16 protein-coding genes are annotated in these 21,703 nt (G+C 65.8%); 13 read left to right on the top strand and 3 right to left on the bottom strand.

All coding sequences use genetic code 11. The features are described from left to right. Positions 1-173: 173 nt before the first annotated feature. Positions 174-680, bottom strand: a complete 507-nt coding sequence (locus tag AAFG07_RS30440; RefSeq protein ID WP_342723444.1) for a hypothetical protein — start codon at positions 678-680, stop codon at positions 174-176. A 362-nt stretch (positions 681-1,042) separates the two neighbouring features. Between AAFG07_RS30440 and AAFG07_RS30445 the strand changes: the two genes are divergently transcribed. The 3 genes from AAFG07_RS30445 to AAFG07_RS30455 all read left to right on the top strand — a co-directional run bounded on the left by AAFG07_RS30445 (position 1,043) and on the right by AAFG07_RS30455 (position 6,358). Then, positions 1,043-3,190: a hypothetical protein gene (locus AAFG07_RS30445; protein WP_342723445.1), complete on the top strand. Its 2,148-nt coding sequence runs from the start codon at positions 1,043-1,045 to the stop codon at positions 3,188-3,190. Positions 3,191-3,281: 91 nt separating this feature from the next. Then, the gene (gene gspD / locus AAFG07_RS30450; RefSeq protein WP_342723446.1) at positions 3,282-5,609 is read left to right on the top strand and encodes a type II secretion system secretin GspD; all 2,328 of its coding nucleotides are present in this window, start codon (positions 3,282-3,284) and stop codon (positions 5,607-5,609) included. A gap of 32 nt (positions 5,610-5,641) precedes the next feature. Next, a complete protein-coding gene (locus tag AAFG07_RS30455; protein ID WP_342723447.1) occupies positions 5,642-6,358 on the top strand; it encodes a hypothetical protein in 717 nt (238 codons plus the stop codon). A gap of 139 nt (positions 6,359-6,497) precedes the next feature. Here the strand turns inward: AAFG07_RS30455 and gspG are convergent, their stop codons facing one another. Both gspG and AAFG07_RS30465 read right to left on the bottom strand, forming a co-directional pair. Further along, a complete protein-coding gene (gene gspG, locus AAFG07_RS30460) occupies positions 6,498-6,992 on the bottom strand; it encodes a type II secretion system major pseudopilin GspG (protein ID WP_342723449.1) in 495 nt (164 codons plus the stop codon). Positions 6,993-7,154: 162 nt separating this feature from the next. Next, complete coding sequence (locus AAFG07_RS30465; RefSeq protein WP_342723450.1) at positions 7,155-9,095, bottom strand: substrate-binding domain-containing protein; 1,941 nt, start codon at positions 9,093-9,095, stop codon at positions 7,155-7,157. Positions 9,096-9,593: 498 nt separating this feature from the next. Between AAFG07_RS30465 and AAFG07_RS30470 the strand changes: the two genes are divergently transcribed. The 10 genes from AAFG07_RS30470 to AAFG07_RS30515 all read left to right on the top strand — a co-directional run bounded on the left by AAFG07_RS30470 (position 9,594) and on the right by AAFG07_RS30515 (position 21,702). Next, positions 9,594-11,651 (top strand): tetratricopeptide repeat protein, encoded by a 2,058-nt coding sequence (locus AAFG07_RS30470; RefSeq protein WP_342723451.1) that lies wholly within the window; start codon positions 9,594-9,596, stop codon positions 11,649-11,651. A gap of 85 nt (positions 11,652-11,736) precedes the next feature. Further along, complete coding sequence (locus AAFG07_RS30475; RefSeq protein ID WP_342723452.1) at positions 11,737-14,196, top strand: tetratricopeptide repeat protein; 2,460 nt, start codon at positions 11,737-11,739, stop codon at positions 14,194-14,196. Between the two features lie 263 nt (positions 14,197-14,459). Continuing rightward, complete coding sequence (locus AAFG07_RS30480) at positions 14,460-15,092, top strand: sigma-70 family RNA polymerase sigma factor (protein WP_092124807.1); 633 nt, start codon at positions 14,460-14,462, stop codon at positions 15,090-15,092. 71 nt (positions 15,093-15,163) lie between these two features. Beyond that, a complete protein-coding gene (locus tag AAFG07_RS30485; protein WP_342723453.1) occupies positions 15,164-16,870 on the top strand; it encodes a GspE/PulE family protein in 1,707 nt (568 codons plus the stop codon). Positions 16,871-16,877: 7 nt separating this feature from the next. After that, the gene (locus AAFG07_RS30490) at positions 16,878-18,083 is read left to right on the top strand and encodes a type II secretion system F family protein (RefSeq protein WP_342723454.1); all 1,206 of its coding nucleotides are present in this window, start codon (positions 16,878-16,880) and stop codon (positions 18,081-18,083) included. Between the two features lie 9 nt (positions 18,084-18,092). Next, complete coding sequence (locus AAFG07_RS30495; RefSeq protein ID WP_342723455.1) at positions 18,093-18,542, top strand: prepilin-type N-terminal cleavage/methylation domain-containing protein; 450 nt, start codon at positions 18,093-18,095, stop codon at positions 18,540-18,542. 28 nt (positions 18,543-18,570) lie between these two features. Then, complete coding sequence (locus AAFG07_RS30500) at positions 18,571-18,981, top strand: hypothetical protein (protein WP_342723456.1); 411 nt, start codon at positions 18,571-18,573, stop codon at positions 18,979-18,981. Further along, on the top strand, positions 18,978-19,715 hold the full coding sequence (locus AAFG07_RS30505; protein ID WP_342723457.1) for a prepilin-type N-terminal cleavage/methylation domain-containing protein: 738 nt from the start codon (positions 18,978-18,980) through the stop codon (positions 19,713-19,715). Before AAFG07_RS30500 ends, AAFG07_RS30505 begins: the two co-directional genes overlap by 4 nt. Further along, a complete protein-coding gene (locus tag AAFG07_RS30510; protein ID WP_342723458.1) occupies positions 19,712-20,653 on the top strand; it encodes a hypothetical protein in 942 nt (313 codons plus the stop codon). Before AAFG07_RS30505 ends, AAFG07_RS30510 begins: the two co-directional genes overlap by 4 nt. Next, positions 20,653-21,702: a PilN domain-containing protein gene (locus AAFG07_RS30515; RefSeq protein WP_342723459.1), complete on the top strand. Its 1,050-nt coding sequence runs from the start codon at positions 20,653-20,655 to the stop codon at positions 21,700-21,702. Before AAFG07_RS30510 ends, AAFG07_RS30515 begins: the two co-directional genes overlap by 1 nt. The last annotated feature ends 1 nt before the right edge of the window (position 21,703 follow it).

Below are 21,703 nucleotides of genomic sequence, written 5' to 3' on the forward strand. Positions count from 1 at the left end.
GCAGCCGCCCCCGAGCGGACACGCCCGACAGTTCGGGACGCCTCTCCTGTTCCTAAGACAGTTTGAGAGGGGCTAACGCGAAGCGATTTCGCAAAAAAGTTTTAACCCTGCGGTGGAACTCAACCTCGGCGCGAACCTGCGCATTCGCCGAGCCGGCCAAAAATAGCGGCGCGTCAATTGGTTGGCGCTGCGGTCTTGGTCTGCCGGATCGGCCGCTCGGCAGGCTTCGGAGGCTTCGCCGCACCGGTGAACAGGGCGAAGTCCACCGAGCGCTCCCCCTGTTTGAGCACAAGCCGGCGCGGCTCGATCCGCTCGACCTTCCAGCCGCTCACGTCGTCACCCGTGCGGACGCGCAGCACCTTATCGCCTTTGCTCGCCGCCCGGATCGCGGCGTGGCCATCGCCGTTCTCGCTGACGATGCCGAGCACCACCACGCTCGGCGGCGGCGGTGGCGGTGGCGGCGGTTCCTGCCGTGCCACCGGTGCGACCGGCTTCGCTGGCGGCCGCCGCGCGGCCGAGAACAGCGGCTTGTCCCTGGTCGCACTCAGCTGTTGCAGCGGCTGGAGCTCCACCGGATTGTCGGCGACGACCTCGCCACCCGCAGGAGATTCCGCTGCGCGCGCAAACGACGCGCAAAGACAAAGCACAGCGACCATCAACGATTGCAATGCGATCGACATCTGTCGGCTGCCCATTTGCCGCGTGTACTTGCGTGCGTACTTGTCTACGTGCACCAGCGTCGACGGATCGTCATCCGCGCGTGCAACTATCAACCTGCGCCAGCAGCGTGCATGTTGCAAGCCTTCTCGTTGCACGCGGCGCGCAAGGTGTCGCGCATCGCAGCGTGTATGCGTCAAATCTGTGAAGGTGAATCACAGCCGGGCATTGTCGCCATGCGCGTCGCGCGAGAGCTGCTGTAACGACGGCGTCATCCAAGCCGCACACACTCAAGACGTGCAGCAGGCGGCATCCAGCCGACGCTGCGGCTTCCATCGACATCAAGATCGTCGAGACGAAACACCGGTATCAAAGACGTAGCGTCATGCGTTCGAGTCGCATCCGTGCCGGCCTCACGCCGCTGCTGCTCGGCGCCCTGTTCCTGGCGCTGGATTGCATTGTGACGTGCAGCACTGGAGCCGGACAGGCGCTCGCAGCGTGCGAGCTGCGCTCGCGCGGCGGCGTGATCAAGCGCGTCGTGCAGATCGAGCTCGACAACGTTCACCTGCGCCGCGACAACCCGAACGTTCCGTCGGACCTCGAGCAGATGCCGCATTTGCGCGATTTCATCACGCGCGGCGGAATCATCGGAAGCAATCACCAGACCTCGCCGCTGGCCGAGACGGCCACGGATACGCTCACGATCCTGACCGGTTTGCATGGCGACCGCATGGGCGTGCCGATCGGCGACAACAGCGCTGCGTTCCGCAGCGACGGCAGCGTTGGCTATGCTAGCGCCTTCGCCTACTGGACCACGAATAGCAGCGACGGCAAGCCGCTGATGCTGGCCGACACCGGCAAGACCGTGCCCGCGCCATGGGTGCCGTTCACATCAGCCGGCTGCGACGTCGGCGCGTTCGCAACGACTGGTCTGACGCTGCAGGAGATCGGCCCCGAGGTCGCGGCCACGCTCGGCGCCTCCGACGTGCGCGCTGCTGGCGGCGATCCACTCAAGGCGCGCGCCGACCTCCTCGGCATCGCCATCCATTGCGCCCGCGGCAGTGCATTGTGCAGCAATACCAATGCGCGTCCCGATCTGTTGCCCGATGAACCTGGCGGCTACGTCGGCTTCAGCGCGTTGTTCGGCAACCGCAATGTGCAGCCGGCGATCTCGCCGGACGGCCCGGTCAAGGATCTTGGCGGCGATGTTATCGACGACGACGCAGGCCACCCCGGCTTTCCCGGTGCGTCGGAGACAACGGCCGCCCAATCGCTCGGCTATGCCGCGGCGATGCTGGAGGCCGGCGTCCCGGTGGTCTATGTCGGAATCGGCAATGCGCACCGGCCGGCCCCCGCGCGCCGGCGCGCCCTCGGCCCCGGCGAACGCGACCATGTCGCAAGGCTCGCGGCTGACGATGCGGCCTTCAAGGCCTTTATCGACCGGCTCGCCGCAAGCGGGATCTCGACGCGTAACACGCTGTTCGTCGTGGTGCCCACGGGCAACGACCGCTTTGTCGGCGGCCCACCCAGCCCGCCGGCGTGCGACGGCCTTGCGGTGCCGTGCAGCTACGGGCCGACCGGCGCGATCGGCATCGCCATCGATCGCTTGCTCGCGACCGAACGGCGCAACGTCACGGCGTTCGATGTTCAAGCCGGCAACACGCCGCCGTTCTACATCCGCGGCAATCCGCTATCCACCGATCCGCTGACGCGCACGCTCGCGCAGGATGTCGGCAAGCTTGGCGTCGTCAACCCGATCACCGGCAAGGGCGATCGCCTGACATCGATGGTCGCGGACCGCGCCCAGATGCAGCTCATGCACATGGTCACGGCAAGCCCCGCGCGCACACCGCATGTCCTGATGTTCGCCGATCCCGATTACGTCATCCGGACGGCCGCCAGCCGCGCCGACTGCGCACAGCCGCCAGCCTGCATTGCGGTCAATCCCGACACGGCGTGGGTGCGCGGCGACATCGCGCAAATTCTCGGCGGCAGCTGGTTCGGCATGGCTGGGCCAGGCATCGCTCATCGTGGCGAGACACCGGACATCCTCTCGCACCACGCGGACCTGCGGCCCACCTTGCTGGCATTGCTGGGCCTGACCGACCGCTACATCCACGACGGCGTCGTGCTTGTGGATGCGCTCGAAGCGAACGCGCTGCCAGCGGAGCTCGCAAACGATCGCGAGACCTATATGGATCTGGCGCGCGCCGCCAAGACGATCAACGATCCGCTCGGCCAACTCGGACGCAACGGCCTTGCCCTTGCAACCCAGGCCATCAAGGGCGGCGACGTCGGCTATCAGCGCTATCTCGACACGATCGGCGCGATCACCGTGAGGCGGGGCGGCCTGACGCGCGAGATCAACACGCAACTCGATGGCGCGGCTTTCGGGCATCGGCCGATCAATCCGTCTTACGCCCGCGCACTGATCGGTCGCGCCGAGGCGCTGGTCAACGAGGTCGAGGATCTTGCCGGCAGCAGCCTGGCTCCTGCCGATCGTCCCTGGAAGGCAGCAAGCGATGCGCATTGACAACCGATCTGCCGGTGACACCGCGGCATCCCCGCGAGGCGGACAAGAGGGACCAGTCGAGCAACGTCTCCCGCCGTTCCGCCTCCCGCGCATGGCGTCGGTTGGCGCCGTGACCGGCACCTGGCTTGCGCTCGCCGGCCTGCTCGGCGGCTGCATGATGGACAAGGGCATCGACTTGCCTGGCCGCGACCTGGTTACCGATCCGATCCGCGATGCCGACTTGCGCGCGCGCTGGAACGGCCCGGTCGGCGGGACCTCCTCCGCCGCAACGGCATCCGCGCGCACGCAGCCGATGGTGTTTCCCGGCGCCGATCAGGATCTCGCGCCGGCACCGACGCACCGCGACGCCGCCACAAATGCGACGACCCGGTTGGCTAACGCCGTCGACAGCGACGTCGTCAGCGAGGGCGGCGGCATCGAGCTGAACTTTGACAATGCCGATATTCCAACTGTGGTGAAATCCGTTGTCGGTGACAGCCTCGGAATGAACTACGTCGTCGACCCGCGGGTGCAGGGCACGATCACGCTGGCCTCCGCGCAGCGGATTCCGCGCAAGGACGTGTTGCCGATCTTCGAGAGCGTGCTGCGAATGTCGAACGCGGCGCTGCTGCGCGAAGACAATCTGGTCCGCATCGTGCCGCTGCCGGAGGCCGCTGGCGCCGGCGTCTCGGTCGTCGGCGCCGGACAGCCCGGCTATGGCGTCTCGATCGTACCATTGCGCTTTGTCTCTGCCGCCGCGATCGGCAAGACCGCGGAAAGCTTCCTGTCGCGACCCGGCGCCGTGCGCGTCGATCAGGCTCGCAACGTGCTGTTGATCCAGGGCACCGCCTCCGAGCGTCAGGCGGCGCTCGGCGTCATCGGTACGCTCGATGTGGAGTGGCTGCGCAATCAATCAGTCGGGCTCTATCCGCTGAAGTCGACCGCGCCCGAGACCATGATCCGCGAGCTCGAGAAAGTGTTCGACACCGCCGACGGCGGACAGGGACAAGGCGTGATCAAGTTTCAGCCGGTATCGCGCATGAACGCGGTGCTGGCGGTGAGCAAGAACAGCAAGGTGCTGGAACGTGCCACCCAATGGGTGCGGCGACTGGACCGCTCCGATCCCACCGGCACGACGGTGCGGGTCTACAGCCTGCGCTTCGGCAACGCGCGCAGCATTGCCCGCATCCTCAACGAGATGTTCGTCGGCCGCAGCTCGCAATCGGCCGGTGACGGCCAGACCAGTCCGACCGCGCCCGGTCAGAGCGGAACGACATCACGTATCGACTCGCTCGGTGCCGGCACGCTGAGCAGCAGCAACAATCCGGCGACGACCACGCAGGGCGGCACCGACAATTCCGGCACCGCCAATCGCAGCGGCGCGGCCCAGGTCGGATTCTCCGATCGCAAGGACGACGATCAGGATATTGCGGGACCGGGCGGCGGCGGGACCGGGCCGGGCTCGCTTCCGCGCGGCATATTTCAGAATGTTCGTGTCACCGCCGACAAATCGACCAACGCGATCATGGTCTATTCCAACCAGGAAGATTACCTCGTGATCGAGCGGGCGATCGAGTCACTGGATCGGCCGCGGCTGCAAGTTGCCGTCGATGCCATGGTCGCCGAGGTCACGCTCACCGACCAGCTGCAGTATGGCGTGCAGGCTTATCTGACCAGCGCCAACGCCGGCGCCGGCCCCGACAAGGGATCGGTCGGCCTGTTCGGCGCCGCGCAATCCGCCGCCCAGACCGCCCTGCTCGCACGCGTGCTGCCCGGCTTCAACCTGCTGCTCGGTGCCGAGGCCAACCCCAAGCTGGTGCTCAACGCGCTGTCCACCCTGACCACCGTCAAGGTGCTGTCGGCTCCGTCGCTCGTGGTCTCCGACAACGAGCCGGCGATCCTCGAGGTCGGTGACCAGGTGCCGATCTCGACCGGCAGCACCGTCACCGGCCTCAATGTGGTGAGCAGCATCAGCCGGCAGAACACCGGCATCATCCTGAAGGTGCTGCCGCATGTGCATCCGAACGGATCGATCGAGCTCGAGATCGAGCAGGAGGTCTCCAACGTCGTCAATCCGGGCGGCGCGAGCGCCCAGAACCTGACGCCGACCATCTCGCAGCGGCGGATCCACTCGACGGTCGGCACCAGCAGCGGCCAGACCGTGCTGCTCGGCGGTCTCATCAAGGAGGACGACGAGCGTTCGGTCGCCGGACTGCCGGGCCTCAACCAGATCAAATATCTCGGCGACCTGCTCAGCCAGAAGAGCGACACTAAGCTTCGCTCCGAGATCATCGTGTTCGTCACGACGAAGCTGGTGCGCAACGGCCACGACGCCCAGGTGGTTGCCGAGGAATTCCGCGAGCGCCTCGACAGCATGCGGCGCGCACCGTCGACCTTCGATGCGCCGGGCGTGGCACCTCCGTCCGTCGCGCGCAAATGAGACCGAGGCCGCCGATGGCGATGGCGTCATCCATGCTGCGGGTCCTGGGAGCGGCCATCTTCAGCACGGCCGCGACCGCCGCCGAGCTGAGCAGCGTGACTCTCAAGGGCGATGTCACCATCATCGCGCTCAGCGGCGACGTCGCCCAAGGCGACACGGAGACTGCGGAAACACTGATCAAGGCAGCCAATGACGGCAACCGCCTGATCTCGGCCGTACGGCTCGATTCACCGGGCGGCAGCCTCGCCGAGGCGGTCAAGCTCGCCGGCCTGATCCGCAGGGCGAAGCTGCCGACCATCGTCGCGGCCGGATCGCGCTGCGCGTCGGCCTGCTTCATCGTGTTCGCGGCGGGAAACGAGAAATTCGCAAGCTATGAGGCCGCGATCGGCGTCCACGGCGTGTCCGATAAATTCGGCCACGAGACTGCGCAAACTGAAGAGGCGACGATTGCCATGGCACGCATCGCAAGCGGATTCGGCGTGCCGCCGCGCATCATCGGACAGATGCTGGCGACGCACGCCCACGAGATCGCGTGGCTGACGCCCGATGATCTGCGCGCCATGGGCGCCATCATGACCGATCGGCCAGGACGCCACGCCCCGCCCCCAACGTCGCCTGACGATCGTTGGCTTGCCGGGCTCGATCATCAACCGGAAGACGGAACGACGAGATCGCAAGGGGCCGATCAGCGCGCGCGCGAGGCCGCGGGCAAGCCGGTCCAACGCGCATTGCCCTGGCAGAAGAGGTAAGGCGGTTTCCGCGGAAGAGTTCGTCGAGCGCGCCGATATGGCGTGCATCGAGACCAGACTACGCCCGCTTCTCGGCCGCCCGATCGCGAACAGTCACGATGCCCTCGCTCACGAGGTTCACGCGTGATCGCAGGCAACGTCATTGCTCGTTGCTGGCGGCGCTGGTCAGCTTCTCCAACGAGATGTCTCCGGCAGTCCCGCTGCCTCCCTCCTGGCCATCGGAGCCATAAGAGAGGATATCGTAGGCGTCATGTTCGCCGGGCGCCCGATAGATATAAGGATGGCTCCATGGGTCATTTGGAACCATACCGCCCTTGAGGTAAGGACCGTTCCAGTTGGCCGCGCCTGACGTCCGCTGCACCAGCGCCGTGAGCCCCTCCGCAGTCGACGGGTAACGGCCGGTATCGAGCTGGAGCAGGTCGAGCGCGCTCGCAAAGCTCCGCATCTGGATCTTGGCGGCCTTGACCTTCGATTCACTCAGGTAACTCAGCACGCGTGGGCCGACCAATCCCATGATCAAGCCGATGATGGCGATGACAACCAGCATCTCGACAAGCGTGAATCCCCGCTCGCTCTGCCGCGTCGTGTCTCGCTCGATACGCCCGGAAGTAAGGATGGAGTTGTGCTTCGACATCGCGGTTCGTCCAATGAGCTGCAAGGCAGAGAGCCTTGATGGGTCCTGTCGACGCGCTCGGAATAATTCCGGGCGCCTCGATTGAGGCGCCCGGCCGTGTCGCGTGCGTGTCGCGATCTCGGTGCGGCGCAATCGGAATTGCGCCGTCCGCAATGCGTCGGCTTACTTGGCGCCGCCGCTGGCTCCGTTGGCGACATTCAAGCAGCCGTTTGCCTGAGTGGCGGCCGCGGCGCTGATGGCGGTCGTCCGCGTACCCCAGTACTGGCTCTTGATGTTCTTCGCGTAGCTGGCCGGCACGGGATGGAAGCCGGCATTTTCGATCACCGCGGAGACGTCCGGATCGAAGTTCGGATCGGTCGAGTCGGCACCAGCGATGTACCACATCAGGAAGCCGACTGAGCTGGTAGAGCCGACGAGGTTAGTCACGCGGTTGGCGTCGGCCTGGACGTTGTAGCAGCTATACAGATCGAGGAACGTCGTGCCGCTGAGCGGATAGGCGTTCAGCCTGTTCGTGAGCGGCAGCACCGGCAGGCCCGTCACGGTCACGCCGGACTGGGTGACGGCGCCGAACACGTTGGCGTAGATGTTGTAGTCGTTCCAGGTCCAGGTCGTGGACGGCGTCTTGAGCCTGGTGTCACCCCACGCGGCGGCGGCACCATCCGGCGTCGGTGCAATGAACGCCAGCGTCGTCGATCCCCCGTTGTTCGGGATATAGGTGCCGGCACCGCGCAGCTGCTCGTTCTGCAGAGCCGCCGAACGCGGCGCGGCGATGGTCCCAACCTGGGTGGTGTAGGGCTGGGTGAAGTCGGCACTGACGTATCCGATGCGGCCCGCCTTGCTGCTATCGGTGCTGATCGCGGATGCCACACCGCCGCTTCCGGTTGCGCTGATCCACGCATTGGTCGTGACCGTCGTGGTGACCGACCACGGACCGGCGCCGCGGACGGCGTCGATACGGGCGATCAGGTTGGTGAAGGAGGTGCTCGGCAGGGTCGTGGTGTTGAAGATCGACTTGTAGCCGTAGGTACCGGTCGGCGTGTCAAGGAGCGGGCAGACCGCCTTGAGATAGTTGGTCAGAATGAAGCTCGTGCCGCTGCCATCGCCGCGATACACGATCCTGATCGGCAGCGACGAAGTCGAGTAAGCCTGCGCCGTGCCCGAGCTGTTGGGGTTAGTGTAGTCGAAAGCGGCGAGCTGCTGCGCGCCGGTCTTGTCGAGATACGGGATGTTGTTGGGGGTCGTGTTGTTCCAGTCGGTCACGAGGCCGGTGAAGATCGCGCACATCTGCGCCGTGCTGAGCTGGATGGCGGCGCCCTGGTTGGCCTGGGTGCCGGGCGTGGTGCCCGCGCCCGCGACTGACGAGTTCACCGTCATCGTGCTGGTGTTGACGCCGATCGCGACGTTGACCTCGAAAGCCGGGATCTGGATCGGATTGCCGTAGACCGTGGTGTTGTAGGCGACCGACGCCGTCGAGGTGCTGTTCAGCGTGATCTGGGTCAGCGCGCCGCCGGTGGTGGTCCAGGCCTGCGTCGGGTTGAAGCTGACGGACGACGTCGTGAGCGCCGCCAGGGTGCTGCCGAGCGGCGAGTCCGACAGGCCGATATCGACGCGCGGATAGGGATAGCTGCCGAACTTGGTCGCCGGGCTTCCCGGATTGGCGAGGTCGATCATCGCGGGCTGGTTCGCGGGCAGCGGCGTGGCGATCGAAATGTTGGCCGACGCGTTCGGCGTGACCGTGCCGTTGTACCACTGCTGCGGATTGTTGGTGATGAAGCCGCGGACGCCGTTGCCGCTGCCGACACCGGCATACATGCCTTGCACCGGCACGCTCACCAGCGTGCAGGTGGTCGGCAGTTTGCCGCGGGCCGGGAAGCTGGAATCGAACGCGAAGCCGTCGGGATAGGTCGTGCCGGAGCCGACGATGCCGCCCATGTAACAGTCGAAGATCTGCCGGAAGGCTTCCGAGGCGAGCGTGCTGCCGCCCGCGTAGATGCCGGCCGTGGCGGTGGAGGCCTGCGCGTTCGCGGGCGTGATGGTCGAGGACGCGAGCAAGGCGAGCACCGAGGCGGTGCCGAGCATGTATCTGGACGATTGCATTTTCATTGCGCTGTTCCTGTGGGGTTGATCACCACCGGCACATCGTCATCGCGTCGTCATCAGAGCGCAAAGTAATCTTCAAACAAGAAGAAGTTTATTTTGCCACCCAATCAAGATTTGATGGAACAAATCTACGATTGAGAAAGTATCTCTTCCGTCGACGTCATGTCTCCGTCGCCGATGATTGACTTCACGTCTGATAGACAATTCGGCGATCGGCTTAGCGCAGGGATTATTTTCGATGAGCATCCGAAAAACATCTTGGCAATACCACATCGGATGCTCTATGGACTCCTCGTCCGATGGCTCGCCGTCTGATCGAATACTCTCTACAGAGCAATCTCCGCGGGCTTTCATTCAAGCGAGGCCTCCCACATGGAAGACAACTCGAGCGGACGTCTTGCGATTCGTGTGGGGCATGGCGGCCATGCAATTTTGGCGCGCCCGCTGACTAATTATCCATCAACCGACCTGAAGCGGGCGCAAGCTCTGCATCAAGAGGGCGTGGCGCACGCGCGACAGGATCGCTGGCGCCAGGCACTGCGCGCATTCAACGAAGCCGCGCGGCTCGCGCCCGACCAGTCCGGCTTCAACTATTGCAAGGGCGTTGCGCTGTGCCGGTTCGATCGTTTCGATGACGCGCGCGAGGCATTCGCCGCGGAACTCAGGGTGACACCGACGCATGCGCCGGCGCTTGCCGAGATCGGCACCTGCCTTGCCCGCACCGGACGCACCCGGGACGGCATTCCCTATCTCCAGGATGGGCTGCGCCTGCTGTCGAACATGCCGCTCGCGCAATACAGTCTCGGTCTCGCGCTCCTGACCGAGAACCGGCGCAGCGAGGCGCTCGCGGCACTCGACAAGGCGATCGAGCTCGATGCCGGGTATGGCGAAGCCTACCGTACGCGCGGCCTCGCCTATGTGATGGACGGACAGTTCGACAAGGCGGTCGACGATCTCCGCGCCGCCTCGACGATCGACAGCGACAATTACAAGGCGATCATCGAACTCGGCATGAACTTCGGCATCGCCGCGCGCGACCAGCAGGCGGCGCGGTTGTTCGAGATCGCCGCCGAGAGCGCGCCGACCGTCGCGCTGCCGCAATATCTCTATGGTCACTTCCTGATCAATCATCGCGCGTTCGAGCGCGGGCTCGCCTATGTCGATCGCGCGCTCGCAATCGATCCGCTGCAGGCGGAGCATCATGTCGGCCGCGGCTTCGGATTGCTCGGACAGGGTCGCATCGAGGAGGCCGTCGCAGCCTATCGGCGCGCAGGCGAGCTCGATCCCGGTAGCGCCGGTATCGCCGGAACCCTGCTGTTCGCACTTCAGCACAAACCAGGCGTGACCCGCAACGAGCTGCTGCGCGAGCACAAGCGATGGGCGGTGCTCTACCGGCCGAGCGCGCCGCTCAGTCGTCTTACATTCGCCAACGCGCCGGATCCGGCGCGCAAGCCGCGGCTCGGCCTGGTGTCGGCGGACCTGCATCGCCACGCCGTCTCGTTCCTCGTCCTGCGCGCCTTCGAGGCGCTCGCCGCACTCGGCTACGAGATCTTCTGCTACAAGACCGACAGCAAGCGGCAAGACGACGACTTCAGCGAACGCTACAAGGAGATCTCGCTCTCCTGGCGCGACGTATCCGGGATGGACGACCCGGCGCTGGGACGGCAGATTGCCGAGGACCGTATCGACGTCCTGTTCGATCTCGCCGGCCACACCGCAGGCAACCGCCTTTCGCTGTTCGCAATGCGCGCGGCGCCGATCCAGCTCAGCTGGGCCGGCTATGTCGGCACGGTCGGGCTCGATACCTATGACGGCCTGATCGCCGATCCGGTGGAGATTCCGCCGGAGCATGACGCGAGTTACATCGAGCGCCCGGTCCGGCTGCCCGACTGCTATGTCTGTTATCACCCGCCGGCGAAAGCCCCTGAGGTGCCGCCGCTGCCAAGCTTGAGCGGCGGTCGCTTCACTTTTGGCTGCTTCAATCGCCCGGCCAAACTCAACAGCGAGCTCGGCAAGGCCTGGGCGCGCATTCTCGCGCAGGTGCCGGACTCGCGCATCCTGATGGTCTATGGCGGCCTCGGCGAGACCAGCACGCGCGACGCGGTCTACAACGTGCTCGGCCAGGGCGGCGTTCCGCGCGATCGGGTCGAATTGGTCGGCGAAACCGAGCAGGACAAGCTGCTGGTGGCCTATGGCGAGGTCGATATCGCGCTCGATCCATTTCCCTATTCTGCGGGCGTCACGACGCTCGAGGCGATGTGGATGGGCGTTCCGACCGTGACTTTCGTCGGCGACACCTTCGCCGGCCGTCACTCGGCGGCCCACCTCACCGCAGCGGGGCTGGGTAGCTTTTGCGCCGACAGCATCGACGACTACGTCGCGATGGCAATTGGCTGGACGCGCCGGCGCGATGAGCTCGCCGAGTTGCGCCGCACCCTGCGCGACCGCGTAGCCGCCTCGCCGCTCTGCGACGCCCCGCGTTTCGCCGACAATCTCTCCCGCGAATTGATGAAACTCTGGGCGGAGTGGTGCGAGGCCCGCTCGAACGCGGCGACCTAGCCGCAATCGCAGGCGAAGCGGACAAAGGTGCGGTCCTCCGCAGTATCGCGAAGGACACGCAGGTCGACAGTCAAAGGGTGCGTCGATGTCGAAAGCAGGGTTCAGCGAAGCGCAGACGATGCGTGCAGGGCTGGCGATGCTCAATCAGGCTTCGTCCGAGCGGCGCGCGGAATTCATCCAGACTGTCATGGACCGCGCCGTCGCGCTGTTTCGTGACGGCCAGCTGGACAGCGCCGATCTGCTGCTCGAGACCATGGAGCAGGAACCCGAAGTGCGGTCACACGTCCTGCATATCCGCGGCGTGATCGCGCTGCAGCGGGACGAGGACGAGCGCGCGCTGGAGCTTATCGAGGAAGCGGTCAGGCTCAATCCCGCCGACGGCGAGGCGCATGGCAATCTCGGCGTTCTGCTGCTGAAGAGCCGCCAGTACCCGCAGGCGCTGGCCGCCTACACCGCCGCGCTGACGCTGCGGCCGGACAATGCGGCGGCGCAGCTCGGCCTCGCCCGCGCGCTGGCGATGCTCGAGCTGAGCGATTTCGCCGACGACGTATTCCGCGACCTGATCGCGAGCTCCCCCGATTATGTCGATGCGATCGTCGATTTCGGATGGCTGCTCAGCGACACCAACCGGCACGACGCGGGCATCGCGTTGTTGCACGACGCGCTGGAACGATACCCCACCCGCACAGAACTGCGCACCGTGCTTGCGGTCTGCCTGTTCGGCGTCGGCAACTGGTCGGCGGCCTGGGCGGAATATGAGGGGCGGCTGTCGGATCCGCGTGTCAACAGGCATCTGATCTCGACCGACCGGCCACGCTGGCAGGGTGAAGATCTTGCGGGCAGGACCATCCTGCTGCAATCCGAGCAAGGCTTTGGCGACACCCTCCAGTTCGTGCGCTACGCGCCGATGGTGAAAGCGCGGGGCGGCCGCGTGATCCTGCGAACGCCGGCAGTCCTGCTGTCGTTGATGCAAACCGTCGCCGGCGTCGATGCTGTCGTCAGCGACGCGACCGCGGCGCCGGCATTCGACGTCCACCTGCCGCTGCTGTCCTTGCCGCTGATCTTCGATACCCAGATCGACACGGTTCCGGCGGCTACTCCCTATGTCACCCCCGATCCGGATCTGGTCACGCGATGGCGCGAGCGCCTCGGCCGCAACTCCGGCCACGGCATATCTGTCGGCTTGGTGTGGCAAGGCAATCCCGGCCATCTCAATGATCCGCGCCGCTCGATCCGGCTCGATCTGCTGCGCCCCTTGCTCGACTGTCCGGGCGCGCGATTTGTCAGCCTGCAGATCGGCCGCGGGCGTGAGCAGCTCGCCGACTTCGACGATCGCATCCTCGATACCGGCGCGCAGATCGACGCGGCGTCCTTCGCCGATGCGGCCGCGATCATCGGCAATCTCGACCTCGTCATCTCGATCGACAGTGCCATCGCGCATCTGGCCGGTGCGATGGGCAAGCCGGTCTGGATCCTGCTCGCCAATGGCGGCGATTGGCGTTGGCTCCGGGATCGCAACGATACCCCGTGGTATCCACAAGCCCGGCTATTCCGGCAAACAAGACCGGGCGATTGGGCTGAAGTGATCGGACGGTTGAACTGCGAACTCAGGTCCCTCGCCGGGGCCGGGTCTGAGTTGCCGGCGAAACCGATCGCGGACCCGATCACGAGCTCCGCGCTCAAGATGACGGTGCCCCATGACGAGGGCGACGCGCTGATATGCGATGCCCTGTTCGTCGAGGCGTGCCGCCAGCATCGTGCAGGAAAACTGGAGCGCGCGGCGAAGCTATTCGAGCATGTCCTTTCCCTCGACCACGGACACGTCAACACGCTGTGCAATCTCGGTGCGATCGAGCTCGGCTTCGGCCATCATGAGCGCGCGTACACGCTGTTGCAGACCGCGGTGACGGCGGCGCCCAATCTGGCGCCGGCGCGCATCGCGCTCGCCGACGTGCTGATCGCGACGCACAGGACGGAACAAGCGGTTGCTCAATACCGCAAGGCAATCGAACTTGCGCCAACGAGCGTCGACGCTCACGCGGTATACGCAAATGCGCTGCGGAAGCTTGGCCGTGATGAGCAGGCAAGCGGCATGCATGCCGATATGGTGAAGCGCCAGCTTCATCAGCACTACCGCAAGGCGCTGGAACTCGCCCCCGCCAGTGACACACTGCACGCGCAATATGCACTGGCATTGTGCGAACTTGGCGATCTCGACAACGCCATGCTGCATTTCCTGGCAGCGACGAAGATCAATCAGCAGCAATCTTCGGAATTCTACGAAGCGCTTGGCCGCGCATGCGCCGCACGCGGCAATTCGCAGGGCGCCGAAATCAGCCTGAAACACGCAGTTGCACTCGATCCGCGCCGCGTAACCGCCCATTGCGCACTTGCCGACGTCTATCTCATGCTCGAACGACCCGATGAAGCATCGACAAGTTTCCATGAGGCGCTGGCGATCGATGCCGGAAGTGCGGCGGCCCTGCACGGAATTGAACGGACGCTCACGGCGCAGCGGAACACAGTCATCAGCGGGCTATCGTGACATGCGTTGCGTTGCCGGTAATCGCGCTGTTGCTCGCGTCGCAGCCGATGTCTGCGATAGACCGCGCGGGTGCGCAATCACAGCCCTGACGCGCGCAGCATTTGTCCCGGACACAAATCAATTCTGCATCATCGACTGTGGCGCGGCATGTCGCGACGTGAGCACTCGTTGTGGTTTCATTTCCATGTCACCAACCACAGATAGAAGTGTCGCGACCGACTTGAAATGTGACGATTGCCGCGGTTGGGGATGGGGCCCCTGCAATGAGCGACACCAATCGAACGGCGTTGCTCGCGCTCCTCGTCACAAGCTACGACGATCTCAAACAACGTTTGACGCGCCGGACCGGGTCCGCCGATCTCGCCGACGAGGCCTTGCAGGATACGTTTCTGCGCTTGAGCAAGGCAGACGGCATCGGGCCCGTTCGCGATTTGCCTGCATATCTGTTCCGCGTGGCGATGAGCGCCATCAGCAATCGGCGCGTTGCCGAACGGCGCCGTCGCACGGTGCCGCAAGCGGATGCGCTGTTCGATCTACCGGACGATACTCCCGGCCCGGACCGCATCATCGAGGCGCGATCCGAGATCGGTGCGCTGCGGCGCGCCATCCAGGAACTACCGACCCGTCGCCGGGAGATCTTCATGGCGATATGTGTTGAAGAGGTACCGTTGCAGCAAGTTGCAAAACGGTTCGGCATCAGCGTGCGCACGGTCCAGGTCGAGATCAAGCAGGCGCTGGTGCATTGCGCAGTGTGCATCGATCGGAACGCGCACATGCCAAGGGCTGCGTTTCGGCGCCGAATTCCATTCACCGAGCGGGAGCGCGCGGCGCTGCATCCAGCCGGCGACGGCGATACGGTGCTCGACCGACGATTGCCCTTGGGCGGCAGCAGGTGACGCGCAATGGCACGACAAACCGAACGGCATAGTCGACCAGCTGTGCAGGCTGGGTCGATCGGAGCTGTGCGATGCTAGCGCGCGAAAGCGATCGGCCGGCGATGCCGCCGATCGACTTCATGACATATCTCGCCGGCAAGGGTGCGTTGCGCGACAGCCCGAAGGATGAAGCGGCTGCTCGCCCGCGTCATGCCGACGGATCAGCCAGCCATGTCGACTGGACCGCCGTCTCCAAGCTGACACCATCCGCGCTGGCCGACGAGCTGGCCAGCTTTTATCGATGTGACCGGGTTCGCCGCGATGATCTGGTCGACGGGCGCTTTGCCGGCGGCGAGATGTCGACCCGCTTCCTCAAGGAAGAGCGCCTGTTTCCCTACGAGGGCACGGCCGGGACGTTGCGTCTCGCACTGGCCTCCCCGATTGACGATGAAACGTTGCGGGCGGTCGAACTCATGCTGCGCCGGCCGGTCGCGCTTGCGGCAGCGACCGCCGACGATCTGGAAGCCGCATTGTCGCTACGGCTCGAGCCCGATCAAACAAGCGATGCCCCGCAGCCCGGGACCGCCGGCGGCGAGGACGATCTCGACAATCTTCGCGACCTCGCGCGCGGTGCGCCGGTCGTGCGGGCGCTTGACGATCTGCTCCGCCTGGCGGTCGAGCAGCGCGCGACCGATCTGCACATCGAGCCGGCCGGCAATGCCCTGCAGGTTCGCCTGCGCGTCGATGGCATGCTGAAGAACGTGCCGGCACCGCCGATGGCGATGGCGAAGGGCATCCTGTCACGGCTCAAGATCATGGCCGGCCTGAACATCACCGAGCGCCGGCTGGCGCAGGACGGGCGCGCCCACATCCTGGTCGGCGGCAACGAGATCGACCTTCGGGTCGCCACTATGCCGACGATGCACGGCGAATGCGCCGTCATTCGGCTATTGCGCAAGGGAGCCGGCCTGGTCTCGCTCGACCAGATCGGGCTCAGCGCGCATCACGAGGCGGTTCTGCGCAAGGCGTTGCTTGCACCATACGGAATGGTCATCGTCACCGGCCCGACCGGGTCCGGCAAGACGACGACGCTCGCGGCATCGCTTGCCGTAATCAACGAGCCCACCCGCAAGATCCTGACCATCGAGGACCCCGTCGAGTATCAGATCCCGGGTATCACGCAGACCCAGGTGCATCCAGGCATCGGGCTCACCTTCGCATCCGCGCTGCGCTCCTTCATGCGGCTCGACCCCGACGTCATCATGGTTGGCGAGATGCGCGATGCCGAGACGGCCCATATCGGCGTCCACGCCGCGCTGACCGGCCATCTGGTGCTGACGACGCTGCACACCAACACCGCCGCGGGCGCCGTGACGCGCCTGATCGACATGGGAATCGAGAGCTTCCTGCTGGCGTCGTGCGCGCGGGTGATCGTGGCGCAGCGGCTGGTCCGGATCCTGTGCGACCACTGCAAGCAACATTACGCCCTGTCGGCGGCGGATATCGCGGCGGACGAACGCTATGCGGCGCTTGGCATCGAGGCTGGCGAGGTGGTCTGCCGACCCAAGGGCTGCGATTGGTGCAGCAACACAGGCTTCCGCGGACGCAAGGGCGTGTTCGAGATCATGGAGATCGGCGCGACGCTGCGACGGTCGATCGGCCCGAAAACCGATGCCTCCGAGCTGGAAGCCGTGGCCCGGCGCGCCGGCATGACGTCGATGACGGAGGATGGTGTCGCAAAATTACGCGCCGGGCAGACCACGCTCGATGAGATCTTCCGCCTGACCATGAGCCTGTAGGACGGTCATGCCGCACTACCGCTACCGCGCATTGACCAAGGCCGGCGAGATTATTCTCGGCGACGTCGACGCGCCCTCGCGCGAGGAGGTGCTGCGGCGGATCGAGTATCTCGGCCACCTGCCGGTCGAGGCCGAGATCGCGGGCCGCAGCGCGCTGCGCGCCAGCGTTTCGAGCGGGAGCCTGCCCCGGCAACGCGAGCTGACCACGTTCCTTCGCCTGCTGGCCTTGCTGCTTCGCTCCGGACTGACGCTGGAAGCTGCACTCCAGACGCTGGAAGAAGACACCAACAAGGCGGTGGCTCGCTTTGCCGGCGGGCTGCGCTCCGCGGTCTCCGGCGGCGACGGCTTCGCCGAGGCACTCGAGCGCCACAACCAGATCATCGAGCAGATCTACATCGCGATGGTGCGCGCCGGCGAAGCGTCCGGCAAGCTGGAAGTGGTGCTGCGGGCGATCGTCGAGGACCGGACGCGGCGCGAGCAGTTGTCGCAACGGATCTCGTCGGCGATTCGCTATCCGATGTTCCTGGTCGGATCGGCGCTCGTCATCCTGTTTTTCTTCCTGCTCTATGTCGTGCCGCAGTTCGAGTCGGTATTCAGCGAGCTACGCGGACGTCTCAATTCCGGCGCGGCCTTTGCGCTCACGATGTCCACCTGGCTGCGCGCCCATCTCGACATGTTTCTTGGCGGCTGCGGCGCGGTGCTGGTGCTGGGCTGGCTGATCCTGCGCCAGCCGGCCGCGCGCGCATCGCTGATGGCGGTGCTCGCGACCATTCCTGGCATCTCCGGCCCGATGCATGATCGTCGCACCGCCCGTTTCATCGGGACGCTCGGGCTGCTGGTCGAGAACGGGGTCGCCTTGCCGACCGCGCTGAAGATCCTGCGCGATATCATGACCGAGCCCCGCTACGCGGCGGCCGTCGATAAGGTGCACGAGCAGGTGCGCAACGGTCGCCGTTTCATCGAGGCGCTGGCCGAGAGCGACCTGGTGCCGCCGCTTGCGGTCCGCATGCTCCGGGTCGGTGACGAGACCGGAGACCTCTCGGCCATCGCGCAGCACGCCGCCGATCTCTATGAGCAGCGGCTCGCCATCGGCCTCGACCGGCTGATGGGTGCGATCGGACCAATCACCATCATCGCAGTCAGCATCGGTATCGGAACGCTGGTGGTATCGATCATGAGTGCACTGCTCAGCATCACCGAGCTTGCGATGTAGGGATGACCGATGACGCGTGCGACGATCACCGGTTCGACGGCGGGCTCCACCCTGATCGAGATGATGGCGGTGATGCTGATCATCGCGATGTTGGCGTCGCTGGTGGTGGTGATGGTTCCGGGCACCGGGCGCGCCAGCCTGAAGGCGTTGACGCTGCAGACCGCAGCGCTGCTGCGACGCGAGCGGCTTGCGGCAATTCTCACCGGGCAAAGCCGCCGCGTGTCGCTCGACGGAAATGCGCGGACGATCGTCGGGCAGGCCGGCACGATCGCGATCCCTCGCGACGTCCGGGTCGATGTGATCGGCGTGAACGAGCTCTGGTCGGGACGACAGGCGGTGGTGCGGTTCGAGCCGGACGGCGCTTCGACCGGCTCGGTGCTGAAATTCTCGTGGGAGAATGTGCGCTATGAGGTGGACGTCAACTGGTATAATGGCCGCGTTGCGGTCGATCTGCCCTGAACCTCGTTCGGCATGTGCCGGGTTCACCTTGATCGAGGCGCTGGTGGCATTGGCGCTGCTGCTGGCGTTCGTGTCGGTGCTCGGTCCGCATCTGCTTTACGCACGCCGGATCGCGGACAAGATCGACGGCCGCATTGCGGCACAGGTCATGTTGCGCACGATCCTGGATTCGCCGGTCGACCGCTCGATCCTCGCCAGTGGAACGCGTGACGGCGAGACCGCCGGTCTGCGCTGGTCGGTCACATCGGAGCCCATGTTCGTCGATGCCATGGCCGTGCGGCGGGACGCACCGGCCGCAGCCGCACCGGACAAGAAGGAGGAGCCCGGCGCCAAACGCCCGAACTGGATCGCCTACCATCTCGTAGCGACCGTGTCGTGGGCGCCCGGACAGATGGTCAGCGCGGATACGCTGCGGCTCGGATTGGGAGCCGACGAATGAGCGCGGCGCTTCGAAGGGAGCTCCGTGCGGTATCCGGCTTCACGCTGATCGAGGTGCTGGCCGCGCTTGCGATCGGGTCCGCCGTGATCGCCGCAACCGCTGTTCTGATCAACAACGTCGCGCTGAATTTCGACCGCAGGACCGGTCTGGTGGGAAAGACCGATCAGTTGCTGCTCGCGGTCGACCGCCTCGCGGCGGACATCGGCTCTGCCCGGCAAGTGAAACAGGGTGACGGCGCGGACGCGACGGCCGCCTTCAACGGCGATGCGAACCAGATGACGTTCGTCACCGGAAGCAGTGCAGGCGGCGGCCGGGGTGAGGAAGTGGTCAGCCTGCAGGTCGAGGAGACTGATGGCGTCAACCATCTGGTCCGGCGCCGCGCCCGATGGCAAGGACAACGCACGCCATTTGCGAGCGTCGCGCTGCAGGACCCCGTCGGTGTGATCGAAGGCCAGGTCGACATCGCGTTTGCATTCGGAAGCACTGGTCCGGACGGCACCTTGTCCTGGAGCACGACATGGATCGGGCAGCCGCTGTTGCCGCGCCTGGTGCGGCTGACCGTTCGGGACCGCGCCAGTGGGGCCGACCTGTTGCCCGGCGTTCAGTTCACGCTGCGCGCCGACGCGCCGATCGGCTGCGCCCAGCTCGGAGCCAATGCCGACTGCGTCACCGGCAAGTCCGCGTCGCCGAAGGAGACGCCGGCCAAGGGTCCGCCGGCCGGAGCACGCCGATGAGCGGGCGTCACACCCAACGCGGCATGGTCCTGCTCGCTGTGCTATGGGCGATCGCGCTGTGCGCCGCCCTCGCCATGGCCACATCGACGACGTTTCGCAGCCTCGCCGGCATCGTTCGGATCGACCGGGAGCGTGTGCAATCCGACGGGCTCCTGACCGCGGGTCTCGAGGCCGCCGCGGGTATTGTTGCGGCGTTGCGAGACGCCCCGCCCGCCGAGCGCACTACCACGCTGACGTTCGCGACCGGATCCGTTCAGCTCACCATCAGCGATGAGGGCGGCCGCATCGACATCGGAAAGGCACCGGTCGAACTGCTCGCCTCGCTGCTCCGCTATGTCGGCGCCGAGGATGACGATGCCGGCATCGTCGCGCAACGGATCGTCGCACTGCGCGACATCGCAGGGCAGGCGCGCGCGAGCGATGCGCAGCCGCGGCCGGGCGATGCGGCGAAGCCATCGGCCCCGGGTACGCCTGACCAGCCGGCGGCAGCGCCCGCGCCGGCTCCGTTCACCGACATTGGACAGATCGCCGATATTCCCGGCATGCAGCCGCAATGGATGGCGGCGATGGCGCCCCTGATCACCGTCTTCGGCAGCGACGGCGTCAATCCGCTCACCGCGCCGGTCGCGGTGCTGCGGGCCTTGCCGTCGTTCGATACGGAGCATCTTGACGCCTTCCTCGACATGCGGAGCTCGCCGTTCGTCGATCCCGAGCGGCTCTCGTTCCTGCTCGGACCGGCGCAGAAATACCTCAAGGTTCCGCAGACGCATGTGGTCGCGGTGGACCTCGTCGCCGGCACGACCGGCGGATACACCGCCGCAGCCAGGGCATTCATCGTGCTGCTCCCCGACGACAAGCAACCATATCGGGTGCTGGCCTGGACACCGATCTCGCGGTTCGCAAGGACAGGCGTCGTCGCATCGCTGGAGGCGCGCTGATGAACATCGAATTGATCATGCGGCGCTGGATCGACATCCTCGCCCGCCTGTGGCTCGGCTGGCAGGAGCGGCGCCGCGCCAGGCATTGGTTGAAGGTGACGAGGGTCGGCAGCGACTGGGTCGTTGAAGACGCAGCGAAATCGGTAAGGTCGACGTTCGCGGCGGGGGCTGCGGAAAATGCGCTGCCGGATGAGATCATCCGCGCCGCACAGAAATCCTTCGTCATTCTCGAGCTTCCGGCCCCCGACATCGTTTCGCGCGCGATGAATGTTCCGGCGCAGGCGCGAGACTTGCTGGCCGGCATCGTGCGCAACCAGATCGAGCGGCTATTTCCGTGGCGAGCGAGCCAGGCCGCCTTCGGCTTCCATGTGGCAACCAGCGCGGATGCAAACATCCTCAATGTGCAGATCCTCGCCACCTCGCGCGAGACGCTCGATGACGCATGCGGCCAGCTCGGCGCGCTGGGGCTGCGGGTCGACCGGGTCGTCGCGGGCAAGGGCAGCGGCGACGGAACGGTCACCCTGTGGTCCCGCCTCGCCGAGGCGACCGACAGCAATCTCTCACGGACGCGCCGAATGATCGTCGGCCTGATGGTCGCAGCGGTCTGCCTGACGCTGGTGGTCAACGTCTGGGCCTTCATGGGCGCTGCATCCGCGGACAGCGAGAGCGACGAGATTGGATCGCGCCTTGCGACGCTGCAGCGCCAGATCAAGGGCAGTTCGTCGAAAGAGGCGATCGCCTCGCTCGCGCCGGCTGAACGGGCGCGCGCCCTGAAGGAGACATCGCCGGTCGCGGTGGTCGTCGTCGAAGCACTGTCGCGCGCCCTCCCCGACACGTCCTATCTGACGGAACTGAATATGGACGGTTCGACGCTGCGCATCGTCGGCCTCGCCGGCGATGCACCGTCGCTGATCGCGCCGCTCGAACGCTCCGGACATTTCAAGGATGTGCATTTCTTTGCCCCGACGACGCGCAATGCCGACGGCGGACGGTTCGTGTTTCACATCGAGGCAGGTGTCGAGCCGCATGTCAGGATCGATGGAGAGTGAA

Origin of the sequence: Bradyrhizobium sp. B097, from assembly GCF_038957035.1 — a bacterium.
In the GTDB taxonomy this organism is placed as follows: Bacteria; Pseudomonadota; Alphaproteobacteria; order Rhizobiales; family Xanthobacteraceae; genus Bradyrhizobium.

Excerpts from the sequence above, each read along its gene's own strand:
- AAFG07_RS30440 (WP_342723444.1), bottom strand. The coding sequence starts at position 680 with ATGTCGATCGCATTGCAATCGTTGATGGTCGCTGTGCTTTGTCTTTGC.
- AAFG07_RS30445 (WP_342723445.1), top strand. The coding sequence starts at position 1,043 with ATGCGTTCGAGTCGCATCCGTGCCGGCCTCACGCCGCTGCTGCTCGGC.
- gspD (WP_342723446.1), top strand. The coding sequence starts at position 3,282 with ATGGCGTCGGTTGGCGCCGTGACCGGCACCTGGCTTGCGCTCGCCGGC.
- AAFG07_RS30455 (WP_342723447.1), top strand. The coding sequence starts at position 5,642 with ATGCTGCGGGTCCTGGGAGCGGCCATCTTCAGCACGGCCGCGACCGCC.
- gspG (WP_342723449.1), bottom strand. The coding sequence starts at position 6,992 with ATGTCGAAGCACAACTCCATCCTTACTTCCGGGCGTATCGAGCGAGAC.
- AAFG07_RS30465 (WP_342723450.1), bottom strand. The coding sequence starts at position 9,095 with ATGAAAATGCAATCGTCCAGATACATGCTCGGCACCGCCTCGGTGCTC.
- AAFG07_RS30475 (WP_342723452.1), top strand. The coding sequence starts at position 11,737 with ATGTCGAAAGCAGGGTTCAGCGAAGCGCAGACGATGCGTGCAGGGCTG.
- AAFG07_RS30480 (WP_092124807.1), top strand. The coding sequence starts at position 14,460 with ATGAGCGACACCAATCGAACGGCGTTGCTCGCGCTCCTCGTCACAAGC.
- AAFG07_RS30485 (WP_342723453.1), top strand. The coding sequence starts at position 15,164 with ATGCTAGCGCGCGAAAGCGATCGGCCGGCGATGCCGCCGATCGACTTC.
- AAFG07_RS30490 (WP_342723454.1), top strand. The coding sequence starts at position 16,878 with ATGCCGCACTACCGCTACCGCGCATTGACCAAGGCCGGCGAGATTATT.
- AAFG07_RS30495 (WP_342723455.1), top strand. The coding sequence starts at position 18,093 with ATGACGCGTGCGACGATCACCGGTTCGACGGCGGGCTCCACCCTGATC.
- AAFG07_RS30505 (WP_342723457.1), top strand. The coding sequence starts at position 18,978 with ATGAGCGCGGCGCTTCGAAGGGAGCTCCGTGCGGTATCCGGCTTCACG.
- AAFG07_RS30510 (WP_342723458.1), top strand. The coding sequence starts at position 19,712 with ATGAGCGGGCGTCACACCCAACGCGGCATGGTCCTGCTCGCTGTGCTA.
- AAFG07_RS30515 (WP_342723459.1), top strand. The coding sequence starts at position 20,653 with ATGAACATCGAATTGATCATGCGGCGCTGGATCGACATCCTCGCCCGC.